6 protein-coding genes are annotated in these 14,458 nt (G+C 55.6%); 3 read left to right on the top strand and 3 right to left on the bottom strand.

The window, feature by feature from the left end; translation table 11 throughout:
* Positions 1–3 precede the first annotated feature (3 nt).
* Positions 4–2,019 (bottom strand): TonB-dependent receptor plug domain-containing protein, encoded by a 2,016-nt coding sequence (locus ACOBR2_RS02360; RefSeq protein WP_420238466.1) that lies wholly within the window; start codon positions 2,017–2,019, stop codon positions 4–6.
* The gene (locus tag ACOBR2_RS02355) at positions 2,016–4,166 is read right to left on the bottom strand and encodes a putative bifunctional diguanylate cyclase/phosphodiesterase (RefSeq protein WP_420238465.1); all 2,151 of its coding nucleotides are present in this window, start codon (positions 4,164–4,166) and stop codon (positions 2,016–2,018) included. The genes ACOBR2_RS02360 and ACOBR2_RS02355 overlap by 4 nt, the downstream gene beginning before the upstream one ends.
* Before the next feature lie 671 nt (positions 4,167–4,837).
* Between ACOBR2_RS02355 and ACOBR2_RS02350 the strand changes: the two genes are divergently transcribed.
* Together ACOBR2_RS02350 and ACOBR2_RS02345 are read left to right on the top strand one after the other, a co-directional pair.
* Positions 4,838–6,241: a glycoside hydrolase family 28 protein gene (locus ACOBR2_RS02350; protein ID WP_420238464.1), complete on the top strand. Its 1,404-nt coding sequence runs from the start codon at positions 4,838–4,840 to the stop codon at positions 6,239–6,241.
* A 1,522-nt stretch (positions 6,242–7,763) separates the two neighbouring features.
* The gene (locus ACOBR2_RS02345; RefSeq protein WP_420238463.1) at positions 7,764–9,344 is read left to right on the top strand and encodes a sodium:solute symporter family transporter; all 1,581 of its coding nucleotides are present in this window, start codon (positions 7,764–7,766) and stop codon (positions 9,342–9,344) included.
* On the opposite strand, the gene ACOBR2_RS02340 is transcribed toward ACOBR2_RS02345, so the two are convergent.
* Complete coding sequence (locus ACOBR2_RS02340; RefSeq protein ID WP_420238462.1) at positions 9,325–10,380, bottom strand: LacI family DNA-binding transcriptional regulator; 1,056 nt, start codon at positions 10,378–10,380, stop codon at positions 9,325–9,327. The genes ACOBR2_RS02345 and ACOBR2_RS02340 overlap by 20 nt on opposite strands.
* Before the next feature lie 242 nt (positions 10,381–10,622).
* Here ACOBR2_RS02340 and ACOBR2_RS02335 point away from each other — a divergent pair, with 242 nt between their 5' ends.
* Positions 10,623–14,309, top strand: a complete 3,687-nt coding sequence (locus tag ACOBR2_RS02335; RefSeq protein WP_420238461.1) for a carboxypeptidase regulatory-like domain-containing protein — start codon at positions 10,623–10,625, stop codon at positions 14,307–14,309.
* Positions 14,310–14,458 lie beyond the last annotated feature (149 nt).

Below are 14,458 nucleotides of genomic sequence, written 5' to 3'. Positions count from 1 at the left end.
CAATCAAAAGCTCCAGAGCAACTTGAGATAAGCACTGCGCGGAATGCGGCCGCAAACCGAATAGCCATCATTAGAGACAAACTCTCCATGCGCGCCTTCCAGCAGATTATCGCCACCGCCACGCAGTTGAACGGCGTGCGAAAGAGAGTAGGAGAGATGCGAATCAAGACGCATATAAGGGCTCACGGACGAAGATCCAGATCCTGCCTGTGAGTCCAGTCTAGTAACTAACGAATAAGAGGTAAACCAGTTCCAGCCACGAGCAAAATTCCAGTTGGCGCGCGCATTCAGCGTGTGGGTCGGGCTGTCCCAGTCATCGCCCAGGCTGGTAGAAGAACCATCCGTAAGGCGTAGATGCGCAGTCTCCCAGGAATATCCCGATTGCAGTTGCAGCGAACGCATTGGCTTCCAGTTTAGATTCGCTTCAAGTCCGTGGGAATGCGCCCCGATTCCGTTGTCGTAGAGCAGCGGGACCACGATGGCAACCTCGGGAGAGGTCACAATGGAAGAAGTGCCTTCTATGCGGTTGCGCAGGCCAGAATAGGCATTAATAAATCCGGCAAGATCGAAGCTGAAATGATTTCCATATCTCTGCCGGTAACCAGCTTCCCAGGCGCGCAGAACCTCGGATCGAAAATTCGGATTTCCACGCACTTCTTCAATGACCGGAAGCCCTTCTTCCTCGCCGACAATTTCGTTCAGCGCAAGATCAAGATCCTGCACCGATGGGGTACGTACGGCCCGGGATGCGGCAAACCAGAGACTCTGATTCGGATGCGGCGACCAAAGCAGGCGCGCGGTGGGTTGCGCCTCATGGCCGCTATAGGAATTGTGCTCAAGCTTAACGCCCAAGGTTGCAATCAGTCGGTCTGGCAGCAACGAAATATCGTCTTCAAAAAACGAGCTATAGAGTGCGTCGCGATGATGATCATGTGTGAATGGAAGCAAGGAGCCACCCATTTGGTCTGTGGTAAGGCGATAACCGATGCCCCAATTCACGTCGTTGCGGGAAAATTTTGGGAGATGATGCTGGAAGTCGAAATCGAGACTACGCTCCCGTCCTTCGCCCTCCAGTTCGCTATGAATTTCCTGACTGAAATAGGCCTGCAACGCAAAATCACTGGTTGCGAAGTGGTGCTCCCAGCGGGTGAGCACATTGCCGGAAGAGCCAGACACTTTGTCGTTCACATCGCTGCCTGTTGCTGTTGAAATGATTGCCTCGTCTTCGCGGTCATCAAGTAAACTTCCATGCACGGTGATCCAGTCACTCGCGCGGGCCTGCCAGTCCACACGCACGCCCCCGCTCTGCAGGTTGGCTGCATCATTGGCAGATCCCCCACTGGAGCTTTTCAACGGAAGCCGGCGCAGGTCCTTGAAGTAGGTACGATATTGAAGACCGCGGCCGATCTCTCCTCCCGTGCGCGCCGCCACCATACGGTCAATATTGCCACCTTCGGCGATCACTTCGCTGCCATTCAGGGCCTTGGCCTTGCTGGTGATAATGTTGATCACGCCGTTGACGGCATTGGCGCCCCATAGCGTTCCGCCCGGGCCACGAATGACTTCAATGCGCTCGATGTCTTCGAGCAATAGATCGTTCTGCCCCCAGAAGACGCCGGAATAAATCTCTGAGTAGATGCTGCGGCCATCGATCAGGACCAGCATTTTGTCCGCAAAGATGCTATTGAAACCGCGGCTGCTGACGGCCCACTTGTTGGCATAGGCCTGCGCCACCTGCATGCCGGGGACAATGCGAAACAGCTCTGGAATGCTGCTTACTCCGGAGTTGCGTATGTCGTCGCGCGTGATGACATAGACCGCAGCCGGCGTTTTAAACAACTCCTGATCTTTGCGGCTGACCGAACTGACTTCCATGCGCGTCAGATCTTCCAGACTTAGAGAAGATAGATCCTGCTCCTGTCCAGAAACGACCGGGGCCTGCGCATGAGCGCTACTTCCTGTGTGCATCAACAAGGGAATCGCTATCAGGCAGGCGATGAAACCAGAGGATTGCCTCATTCCATATTTCCTTCAGAACGCGTCGTACTGCCTGTTGCTTGCGAAAAGGCAAGAAGATTGGCTTTCAAGAGCAATTCCGCATCTTTGGCCCGCAGCGGCCGTGAATAGAAGTACCCCTGACCAAATTCACAACCCATATTCTTCAAAAGCTCGGCATGCGTTGCGGTTTCCACCCCTTCCGCAACCGTTTCCATGTTCAGGTTGTGGGCAAGCTGCAGAATGGTTTCGATCATCGCCACCGATTCGGGGTTGTTCAGGCCCAGATCAGAGACGAAGGAGCGATCAATCTTCAGGCAATCAAAGGGCAGTTCGCAAAGGTATTTCAGGCTCGAGTAGCCGGTCCCGAAATCATCCATCTTCATGCCGATTCCAAGATTCCTGAGCGACTGCAAAACATCATGCGCCTCGGCCAGATTATCGAGCAGGATGCTTTCCGTCAGTTCCAGATTCAGATTGGCCGGGGGCAATCCGGTTTCACGCAAAATCTGACTGACATCCTCAACAAGGCCCGTCTGTCGACACTGACTGGCGGAAAAATTTACCGAGACCTCAAAGTCCTGCGGCAACGAATAGTTCTTGCGCCATTCCTGCAGTTGCGTGCAGGCCGTGCGCAGAACCCAGAGGCCAATCTCATGCACCAGCCCTGCCTCTTCGGCAAGAGGAATGAATTGCGTTGGAGGAACAATGCCACGCACCGGATGATTCCAGCGAATCAGCGCCTCAAATCCGCAGATGCGGCCAGTTTTGAGTTCAACACGCGACTGATAGTAGACTTCGAATTCCTTGCGCGGCAGCGCCACACGCAGATCAAACTCCAGTTGCAGACGGTCTTCATGCAATTCGCGCATGGAAGGATCAAAGACCTTCCATGCTGTGTTGCCCTGCAAGCGCGCGGCATAAACCGCCGTGCGCGCATCGTGAATCATCTCCTGCAGCGTGGTGGATTCGCCACAGTTTTCCACCAGCCCCAACCGGATGGAACAGACCATGGCACGGCCATCCACAGCAAAATCCTGCCGCATGGCATGAACCAGAAAAGCCGCCAGTTCCGTCGTGCTTTCCAAAGATATTCCGGGCGCGCTCCAAAGGACAAACTCATCGTTGCCAACGCGGGCCAGCCGCAGATCCGGAGGGAGCTCGCCGGCCAGTTTCTTGTATTCGGAAAGAGCGCTCTGAGCGCGCCGACAAACCTGCTGCACAAAGGTATCGCGGCCGTCCGGCCCCAGGCTCTCTTCAATCAACTTGAAACGCTCGATTTCAAAAAGAAGCAGCGAGAAACTGACGTGTGTAGCCTTGGCGTTTTCGTATTCCTGCTCCAGTTGAATAAGATTCGGAAGTCCCGTGGCCGCATCGCGCGTCTTCTTTTCCGTAATGTCATTCAGGAATGCAATCTGGCGCGTCATTTTGCCTTCGGCATTGACGACAGTTGTCCCTTTCAATGTCACCCAGCGATAGGAACCGTTCTGATGGCGCAACCGGAACTCTGCAGAGAAGTTGTACTGCGTCCGGCTCGGATCGCCCACAACCTGCACAGGATGAACGCACCCCTGCATCGATTCCATCAGGGACGGAAGATCCGCAGGATGTACGCGCGAAATGCATTCTTCACGGGTATGTTGCCTGCCGTCCGGCTCGTACCCGAGCATCTGGTACCACTCCGGAGAGTAATACACCAGGTCGTTGAGCAGGTCGCAATCAATGATGATGTTGCCACCGCTCAACATGGCCAGCTGATAGCGCTCCTCACGCTTCTGCTGCTGGCGGCGATCCTGATGGCGACTGGCCAAAGCGCGAATACGAGCGAGAGCGATCTTGAAGTCCAGCGGCTTGGTCACATAATCGTCGGCACCACGATCGAGTGCCTCAGCCACACTGGCACCGTCAGCCAGTGCGGTAACCATGATGACGGGAAGATCATGCGTCAGCGGATTACTGCGCAACTGATCCAGAACCTGAAGCCCGCTCATACCCGGCATCATCTGGTCCAGCAACACCATATCGATTGGTCTCTGTGCGATGACCTCCAGAGCCTCAATGCCATTCATGGCCGTCGCCACCTCGTAGCCAGCCTTGCGAAGCCGGCGCGAGAGCATATCTATATTCATCTCTTCGTCTTCGACGATCAGGATGCGGATCTGTTCGTTCATTTCTACCTATCTTCCAGTGCCGCCCACCCTCCGCACTGAACATTCCAGGCGGACACGGAGGTCATCCAAAACTTTCAGAAGAGCATTACCCTCCCAGCCAACATCCCCTTCCTGCTGTAGGGAAAGACTATTGATGGTATGGGCTCTTTCCTGATCTGCATGCAGCCGAGTTTCCTTTCTGAGTCCTGCCAGATTAGGAACAGACAAAAAAAAGGAAAATAGTCATCTGTGCAACATATCGTCAAAAGAAAAGGGAAAATGAGAGTGAAATTTAACTTCTCGCAGGTCGTACGACAGCAGAAAACCGTCATGAAAAGGGGGAGAGAAAAGAATCCGACTCCATAAAATCAGGCTAGGCCGCTAAGGTCAAGATAATAAGTGATTCCTAAGAAATGATTTCTCCTTCATAGAGGATTGTGACGATTTCCCGTAAACCACACAGGTGTACTCTCTCCTCCAGAGCAGGTACAAAAGTACCTGCGACAGACGATCCTCTCGGGCGTTTGCATCCTCATGCCCCCATCCAGCGGCCGTGCTCCAGCAAGGCGCTGCACCCCGGCAAACGCCTGGCGAGGCTCAAAGTTCCCCCTCCCCACTCTAGTAGGATTGTTGCGGGACTTAAATGCATTGTGCAATGCGTCCAAAACAGGATTCCAGACTGAGGGAAATGGATGAAAAACCAGAAACCGTCGCGTCGTAATTTTTTGAAGTCCGCAGGCCAGAGTCTGGTGCTCATACCGCTTGCTGCCACAGCTCTATGTGCGGAAGAAGGCAATGCAAAGCCGCCCCGGCAGACGGAAGACGCTAAGCCTGCATCCCATGTGAGCCTGAACGTGCGCCAGATGGGCGCCGTCGGCGACGGCAAGACCAAAGACACAGTGGCACTACAGATGACGCTGGATCGCTGCAGCATGCTGGGCGGGGGCGAAGTCGTGGTACCGGCCGGCAATTATCTGACCGGTGCGCTGGTGCTGCGCTCCAACACCACGCTGCATCTGGAGCAGGACGCCGCGCTGCACGCTTCGCCCGAGCTGGCCGACTACACCTTGACGCAGGTGCGCTGGGAAGGCAAATGGGTGAAGGGATACATAGGCTTTCTTTCTGCCACCGACGCGGAAAACGTCGCCATCACCGGCCCGGGCAAGATCGAGGGCAGTCCGGCCTTCATGCGCCGCGTGGATCCGCAAACCGGCTATCGCTTGGCCGCGCTGCTGGAGTTCACCAACTGCCGCAACGTGCGCGTAGAAGGCTGCCAGACCGTGCAATACGGCATGTGGTCGATTCATCCGGTGTACTGCGAAAACATTACCTTCAAGCAACTCACCATCCAGAGCGGAGCCGATGGCATCGACGTAGACTCCTGCAAGCATGTAGTGATTGATGGCTGTACCTTCGATACCGGTGACGACTGCATCTCACTCAAGTCCGGCCGCGGCGAAGAAGGCTACACCCTGCTGCGCACCACTGAGGATGTACACATCAGCAACTGCACCTTTTCCGACCGGAGCTTTGCCTGCATTGGCATTGGCAGCGAGACCTCGGGCGGCATTCGCAACACACGCGTCGAGCACTGCAAATTTCTGTATGCACGCAGCCATGCGGTCTACATCAAGAGCCGTCCGGGGCGCGGCGCATTCATCGAAGATATTTCAATGAGCGATCTGGACGTGCGCGGTGCGCAGCAGGGATTCCTGCGGCTCAATTTCCTGTCCAGCGGCAAGCATGATGAGGATCAGGTTCCCGGCATGGACGGAATCCCCACGGTCAGGAATTTTCACTTTGACCGCATCCATGTTGAAGATGTACCCATGCTGGTCAAGGGCGATGAGATCGACGCGCGCAAGCCGCTTGATGGCTTCTCGCTGACGAACGTGACGGGAACCTGCCGCAAGGGAATAGTGCTGGCCAACATGCGCAATGTCGTACTCGACGGCATTCAGGTCACAGGCTATGAAGGGCCATTGCTGAGCACAGTGCATGTGAGTGGCAGCGGGCTGAAAGACGCGGCTCCACTGCCCGAGCCCCCCGCAGGTGAAGAAGTTGCGGCGCCGGCCATACCGTATGTGCTGCGTTAACGCATAGCTGTAAACGAACAGAAAATATCTTTCCCATCCTTGATTTGAGAAGAAGTACAGCATCCAATCGCAAGCAAGGGATCCTATGTGAAGCTGACAAACAAATTCTTCCAGGTTGCGCCGCAACCTGGAAGAATTGTTCCCTACGTAGAACTCTACGAATACAGATAGCTTCCTGGAGTGCTCTTTACTGGACAACCAAAGTAACCACGCCAGAGGTTGTCACCTGATAGGTGGAACTCTGTTGCGAAGTCTGGGAAGACAGCTTTGCGCTACAACCGGTTGCCAGCACGGCACCTAACGCAAAAATCAGGGCCAGGCATCCTGTGATCCAGACACCCTGACACACCAGTCTCTTCCGCAACGCGAGCAACGGCAACAATAGGAAGGGTGCTAGAAGGAAAGACGTTTCAGGCAACGTCTCACCGAAGACCACGGTCACCTCATAGCTTCCGGCTGGAGTAGTCGCAGATGTCGCGATAGAAACCTGGCGATTTGCAGCAGAATAGCTACATGTAGCACCGGCAGGCAAATTCAGACAAGTTACAGACACACTTGAAGCTGAGGATGATACCGTGACTCATATTGAAATTCGCCCAAGATAGAGAAGCAGAATAAATACCGTCAACACATGATCGGCTGGATTTTGACGTATTGATTCCCCGATACAAGTTCTCTTGTTATTCGGCATACAGTGGAAGGCATTTAGATGTGCCTAATTTTAACTCGCATCTATTCCTTACACGCCTTCTGCCCTCCGGTAAAAATTTCCCATCTAACACTTAGGATGTCCAAAAATGCGCACAATTATACTGAGCCTACACGAGGCAGCTTACTTGCCTGGACCTTGGATCGCCACTTCAAGTTGTTCCATATCCAGCCCAGCAAGCCCGCTCAGAATAGCTGTTCGTGCTGAGGAAGATTTCCCCGTAAGATAGGAAGTTATCTACTGAGTTAGCGTATAGACGATGGGATTTACCGGGGAAAGCGATGCGGCTTGGGACTAAGGTTCTTCATGCCAGCCAGAGCAGACTCCCGATAGAGACTGATCCACTTGGCCTCCATCTTCCCGCTCACGTAGAAACCGCAGGGCAACCTGCAACATGCGACCCTGCTCCAAAACCATCTGCGCCATTTAGGCTCGACTACGTACCGTTAATCGGGCACTCTGTGATAGTCCATTCGATCTCCTGGAAAATCTGATTGCTCGTCACAACCAGCTTCTCTCGTTCAGATCGACATAGTAATTGGAGTGCCCATAGGGTGCGTTCTGTTTGGACAGGAGCCAAATTCAGGGAATGCTTCCAACAACGAGCCTTCTACAATCGTGGAAGCTGCCAGGCTGCCGTTGGTGATCAAACCATAAAATGGGTTCGTAACCTTGGTGGTGGAATACGAAGAATTCGATGCCGTTGTCATCCAGGAACCATGAAATCTCATTTTCCACTGGTCTGGTTCCCGGGGCCATCGCATACAATTTCTCTTCGTTGGCAGGAGTCATTCCAGAGGCAACGAATACCAGATGATGTCTCATGGTTCTTTCCCTTTCATCCTTGTCGGACTCTACTTTGTTGCGCTACTGGCTGTAGGCTACGAAAGCGGCCGAAAAAAAGGCGACTCCAACCAGTATTTGAACGCGACCGGCTCACTTCCGCTCTGGGTGAGCATCACAGCCTGCGTGGCGGCCAATTGCGGCTCATTGGACGTATTTGTGATGATGGCATTAGGTGCCCAGTATGGGATGCTGGCCTGCCATTTTTACTGGGCTGGAGCTGTTCCTGCCTTGCTCGTGCTGGCCTTCTGGCTACTGCCCGCCTATGCGCGTGGCGGCTATCCTACGATTCTGGACTTTATTGAACACTACTACGGACGGCCAACACGCACGCTGGCCGCTCTGGGCATGGCCGTCATGATGATGCTGCTGGCCGGTGTGTGCCTGTACGCAGTAACGCAAGCGCTTGCCAGCTTTCTAGGCTGGAGCGTACTGACAGGCGTGCTGGTTACCGCGCCGTTGGTGTTGCTCTACACCTGGGCTGGCGGCTTTCGCGCCACGGTGTACACCGAACTACTCCATTTTGCCGTGGTGCTGGCGGCCATTGTGCCCCTGTTTCTGATCATGCTGCGTAGCTTTGGCGGCTTTTCACACTGGCTAGCAGTAATTCCCGCTGCACGGCTGCATACATGGAAAACACTGCCACTGCTCGATCCGGGAGCGCCCATGGACCGTTTCGGAGTCTTCTTTGGATTGCTGCTGGTGCTGAGTCTGAGCTACTGGGGTACAGATTTTGTGCAGATGCAGCGGGCACTTTCCGTGCGTCGGCCTGAGGCTGTGCCTGCGGTTCCGCTGAGCCTGGCCACGGTCAAAACGTTCTTTGCCTTCCTCGTGGTTCTGCCCGGCATCACTGCGCCGCTGGTGCTTTTGCCGCATGGTCAAACCAACTGGAATGCAACCCTGCCCATGCTGATGATGCATTACTATTCCCCCTTGGGAATGACGATTGGGGTGATGGGCATTGCCGCCAGCCTGGTTTCAACCTTCGCCAACAATGTAGCCGGTTTCAATTCGGTCTGGGTGCAAAGCATCTACCGGCCATGGCTGCATTGTGGAGCTAGCGAGCAGCACTATCTGCGGATCAGCCAATTGAGCAATGCGGCTGCGGTTGTACTCTCGGTTGGGGCGGCCTATCTGGCGCTGAATTACGCCAATCTGATGGAGTACATCCAGATGATTCTGGCCACATTCAACGCCCCGATCTTTGCTCTGGTTAGTATGGGGGCCATCCTGCCCGGCAGGGTGCGACGGGGTGGTTTGGGAGCTCTTGCCGTGGGGCTGAGCTGCGGAATCATCCATCACTGTCTGGTTTGCGCCGGGTTTCTACACTACGGCAGCCGTATGGCGGAAGACTTCTACGCGGCCGTCCTTGGCTATGTTGTCACGGCAGTAACGGCGCTCTTGTTGCACCGCCTGCGAAGGCCCGATGGCGTTATGACAGCACACACAAACGCACCCATGCGGGTTCCACTGCGCTTTACTACGGCAACGATCAGCTGGGCAACAGCGCTGGCAATCAGCTTTTGCCTGCTTACTTTCTGGTTCTGGTAAGGGTGCGTTTTTCAGTACTTCCACCGCCTTGCTTGGGGGCCGGTCCGGTGGATTTGCGCACGACCAGCGAGAGGGGCAGCGTCAATTGACGGCCGGACTGGGTCAGATCCTTGCCGGAGTCGCGTAGTGCCTCATACAGCAGCCGGGCATACTCCCGGCGGGAGATGCGCAGGGTGGTTAACGGCGGATAAACGATGTCGGCCATGTCGATGTCGTCGCATCCGGCCACGGAAATGTCACCGGGTACATCGAGGCCTTTTGCATAGGCAGTGCGAAGAGCTCCAATGGCGGTCAGATCGTTGGCACAGAGGATGGCCGTGGGAATTTCGGGCTCGGCAAGAATGCGCGCCATGGCCTGGGAGCCACTTTCAATGGTGAAGTCTGCAACGCCAATCCAGCCAGCGCGGGACGAGAGCCCCTGCTTGACCACGGCGTCCATGAAGCTCTCGCGGCGGACGCGCGATGTAATCAGCCCCTCAGTACCGCCAATAAAGCCCAGATTACGATGCCCGAGCTGCTTCAAATGCTCCACCATCTGCGTGATTCCAGAGCCGAAATCAATGGCTATATCGCTGATTCCGCATGCTGTCCTGTAATGATCCGTAGTCACAACCGAGATGCGGTTCTGCACCAGTGATTCCAGCGAAGCCGCCTCCAGTTCCGAGGTCAAAATTGCCACGCCATCCACGCGGCGCAGCAGCATTCTGTGCACGGAACGCTGCAGACGGGTTCCGTGGAAGTCCGTGTTGGCTACCAGCATCTCCTGCTCATTTTCAAAGAGCAGAGCCTCGAACTCCTTGACCGTTTCGGTAAAAAACGGATTGGTAAGGTCCGGAATGATAATGCCGTAAATCTGGCTTTTTCCACGACTTAGATGAATAGCACGATTATCCGGCACAAAATTCAGCTGCTGAATCATCTCCTGCACTTTCGCGGCGGTGGCTGGGCTAACCCGGCTTGACCCGTTGATGACCCGCGAAACAGTGGCGGTAGAAACACCTGAAAGTTTGGCAATCTCGTGAATGCTGATGGACATATTTACCTCTTCATGCGGAGGTTGTGTTGATTGTAACCGCTTTCCACTGGGCCTGGGAAAAACATCTTGACAGTCGTCATTTCCCCATCGTACCTTGCCGCCGTGGTCAGATTTGTTCGGATGTAACCGTATACACGGCTACAGTTCCCTGCTCCTGAGCAGTTGGGGGGCAAGGCCGGAAAGAAAAACAAATTTAACCCCATTTACTGTAACTCGGGACATATGTAACTTGGAGGCAATTCATGAAAATCAAACGCCAGTGGTTCATGGCAGCGCTAGCACTTGTAGTGTTGCTTGCGTCCGCTCACCGTTTGTTCGGCCAGGCTGACCAAGGCACCATCACAGGAGTGGTTCTGGATCAGACCGGCGCAGTCGTCAACAATGCCAGTGTGACTCTGACCAACATCGACCTCAGTCAGATTTCGCAGGCAAAAACAGATGGTGCCGGCATCTTCACCTTTCCGCCCGTAAAGATTGGCAACTACAAGATCACGGCCGCTGCGGCAGGCTTTGAAACCACCACCCAGACCAATCTTAAGCTCAACATTCAGCAACGTCTCAGTGTCGTTCTCACCCTGAAACCTGGCGCTGCGGCTGAAACCATCACGGTAACCACCGAAGCTCCGCTCATGCAGACCGAGGATGTTTCGGTCGGCCAGACCATGGACACCGAGACCATCAACAGCGTCCCGTTAAACGGCCGCAACTGGGTTTACATTGCCCAGCTCTCAGCCGGTACCGCAGTGGCTGACGGCGCTCGCGGCGGCGGCAAAGGCGACTTTGAAGCCAACGGCCAGCGTGCCGAAGAAAACAACTTCGTTCTAGACGGCGTGGACAACAACGCCAACGTTGTGGACTTCTACAACGGTGCAAGCTTCTCAGTGAACCCTCCCCCGGACGCTCTGGCTGAGTTCAAGGTCCAGACCTCCAACTACTCGGCTGAGTTCGGTCACTCGGCAGGCGCGGCGATCATCGCCAGCATCAAGTCGGGCTCCAACAGCTTCCACGGCAGTTTGTGGGAGTATGTCCGCAACACGGCTTTCGACATCCACGACTGGGAATATGCGTCTAAGACGGCCGTGGATGGTTTGCAGGCAGTGCCCGCCTATCACGACAATCAGTTCGGCGCTACCCTCGGTGGCCCGATCTGGAAGAACAAGCTCTTCTTCTTTGGCGACTTCCAAAGTACCCGCATCGCCATGGCCGAAACCACCACGGAGACCGTTCCCACCGCCAATATGCGCCAGGGGAACTTTTCCGAACTTCTGAATACTTCACTTACCTCTGACGGCAACGCTCACCAGCTCTACCATCAGGCTTCGGGCAGTGCAGCAGCCGTCTACGCGAACAACTGCTTAGTTACCAGCAACGCCTGTACCTTTACCAGCAGCAGCTTCTCGGCTCCTACGCTCAATGCGGAAGCGGTGAAATTGCTCAACTACTTCCCGTCGCCCAATGCCAACGGTAGCAAGGTCTACAACAACTACGTTGTGCAGCGCCCCATCACGGACAATACCTTCCAGTGGGATACCCGTATGGACTACACCATCGGCCCCAAGGACACGGCGTACAGCCGCTACAGCTATTCGAATGAAGTTGGCATGTATACGCCTCCGCTGGGTTCCACCCTCGATGGTGGCAGCTTTGGCGACACCGGTAAGCAGAAGGACTACGCCGCCAACTTCATGGCGTCGGAAACTCACCTGTTTAACGACACATTCACCAACGAATTCCGCTTCGGCTTCAACTACCTGCACACCGGCTTCCAGCACGTGAACGCTGCCGACCTTGGATTCGCAGCCTCGATCGGCGTCAACGGCATTCCAACCGAGCCCCTCAACGGCGGTCTGCCCTGGGTCAACACGTACTACAACGAAAACACTAGCGACGACGCTTTGAGCGGCTTCGGCTCGCCCACCTGGTCCACCACGGACGAACATGAGAACGTTTACCAGATCATCGACAATGTAACCAAGATTCTGGGCAACCACACGCTCAAAGCCGGCGTCTCCTTCATCAACGTCCGTTTCTCTACCCTGCAGCCGCAGGATGCGCGCGGCACCTACAACTACAACGGTGCGTTCACCGCCAACGTCGCTGGTGGTACCGCCGTCAAGAACACCGGCTGGGGCGTGGCCGACTTCCTGCTCGACCAGCAGCACGACGCCGCACTCTCCAACGAAGTTACCAACGGCGACCAGCGCTCCAACTGGGCCTTCTACGTCCAGGACGACTGGCGTTTGAGCCGGAAGCTCACCGTGAATGCCGGCCTGCGCTGGGAGTACTTCCAGCCCTATCAGGATGTGGGCGGCTATCAGGCGGCTTTCGTGCCTGACCCGAGCACGTTCAGCTTCAGTTCGACCTCTACCTGCACCAACCCATCCATTGCGTCTACCACCGGATGCGGCAGCGGCAAAGGCAAATACCTTATCCCCTCTCAAGCCTGGACCTATGCCCAGAGTGTGATGAACAGCAGCAAATACAGCCCGAACTACAATACAGTGCTCGGGTATGACAACATCACTCCGGTAGAGACCTCCAATCCGCATCTGCTGACGGCGCAGAAGACCAACTTCGCTCCGCGTTTGGGTCTGTCCTATTCGCTGGATCCGAAAACCACCTTGCGCGCCGGCTTCGGCATCTTCTACGGCGGCTTGGAGAGCGTGGGCTACTGGCCGAACCTCGGCGAAAACTATCCCTTCCAGTTCACCGGGACTTTCACCCCGTCGGCTTGCGGAACCACCTCCTGCTCGACGGACGGAATCTCGCTGTCCAGCGGCTTCTCATCGATCATCGCCAACGGTTTTGCCTCCAACACCACGGGCCTGACCATGCGTGGCGCGGAAGCCAAGCCCAAGACCCCCTACACCGAAAGCTGGAACCTGGCAGTCGAGCGTGGCCTGACCAACGATATGGTGGTTACGGCCAGCTATGTAGGTAACACCGGACGCCACATCCTGACCAACGTTGACGCCAACAGTCAGCTGGCTGCCGTCGCATCCGGCCAAGGCTCCAACAATCAGCGCCCCTTCCCGGATGCCGGCGGAAGCGCCAACGTAGTCGATCAGGGCTCCAGCGAATACAGCGCGCTGCAGACCAAACTAGAAAAGCGTATGTCGCACGGCTACAACCTGCTGGCCACCTACACCTGGTCGCACTCCATTGACGACATCGATACGCCGCTCGGTTCTTCGGGCGATACCGGCGATGTGAACTTCAACCTGGTTCCGCTCCACTTTGACCGCTCGCAGTCGCCGTGGGATACCCGTCACCGCCTGACCTTCAACGCCCTCTACGAAGTTCCCTTCGGCAAGGGCCGCACCTACCTGAACCACAGCGCGGTACTGAATGAGATCGTCGGCGGTTGGTCGGTCAATGCGATGTTTATCGCCCAGAGCGGTAACTTCTTCACCGTCTGGCCAAACAGCGTCACCACTCCGGATAACATCGGTGCACGTGCCGAGCAGATCGGAAACCCCTACGCGGGCGGTGGATCTGCCCCCAGCAACAACAGCTCAATCTCTTGCCCGACTTCGGTCAAGAACGCCAGTCACTGGTTCAACCCCTGCGCCTTCCAGAACCCCTGGAACTCGTCCAGCACCGGTGACCATCCGCTGACCAAGGGAACTTATTTGACCGGCTACAACAACCCGGCCATTCTTGGGTACGTGGGCGGACGCCGTAACCAGATCGCCGGCCCCGGCTACCAGCGCGTGAATGCCTCTCTGTTCAAGAGCTTCAAGATTTATCACGAACAGAAGCTGGACTTCCGCACCGATGTCTTCAACCTCTTCAACAGCCCGGCCCTTGGCAACCCGAACGATACCAATATCGACGGGAACGGCGGTCGGATCACCGGCACACGTTCGCTGCAGAATCATGCACCGGACTCGCGCTTCTTCCAGCTCTCGTTGCGTTACGCTTTCTAGCGCAAAGAGCCGCAGTACAACAGAGGAGATCCACTCCATTGGAGTGGATCTCCTTATTTTTCCGTAAGAAAGTTTCGCCCCACAATCCAACGTGCCGCAGAACAAAAGCTGATAAGTTTGCACTAAAGGCAAGGCGGCGACTAATTGCA

It is taken from the genome of Telmatobacter bradus, assembly GCF_048629425.1.
GTDB classification, from domain to species: Bacteria; Acidobacteriota; Terriglobia; order Terriglobales; family Acidobacteriaceae; genus Telmatobacter; species Telmatobacter bradus.
The sequence above is the reverse complement of the archived record's forward strand: the minus strand, read 5'-3'. Positions and strand labels throughout refer to the sequence as shown.

Excerpts from the sequence above, each read along its gene's own strand:
- ACOBR2_RS02355 (WP_420238465.1), bottom strand. The coding sequence starts at position 4,166 with ATGAACGAACAGATCCGCATCCTGATCGTCGAAGACGAAGAGATGAAT.
- ACOBR2_RS02335 (WP_420238461.1), top strand. The coding sequence starts at position 10,623 with ATGAAAATCAAACGCCAGTGGTTCATGGCAGCGCTAGCACTTGTAGTG.
- ACOBR2_RS02340 (WP_420238462.1), bottom strand. The coding sequence starts at position 10,380 with ATGTCCATCAGCATTCACGAGATTGCCAAACTTTCAGGTGTTTCTACC.
- ACOBR2_RS02360 (WP_420238466.1), bottom strand. The coding sequence starts at position 2,019 with ATGAGGCAATCCTCTGGTTTCATCGCCTGCCTGATAGCGATTCCCTTG.
- ACOBR2_RS02345 (WP_420238463.1), top strand. The coding sequence starts at position 7,764 with ATGATGTCTCATGGTTCTTTCCCTTTCATCCTTGTCGGACTCTACTTT.
- ACOBR2_RS02350 (WP_420238464.1), top strand. The coding sequence starts at position 4,838 with ATGAAAAACCAGAAACCGTCGCGTCGTAATTTTTTGAAGTCCGCAGGC.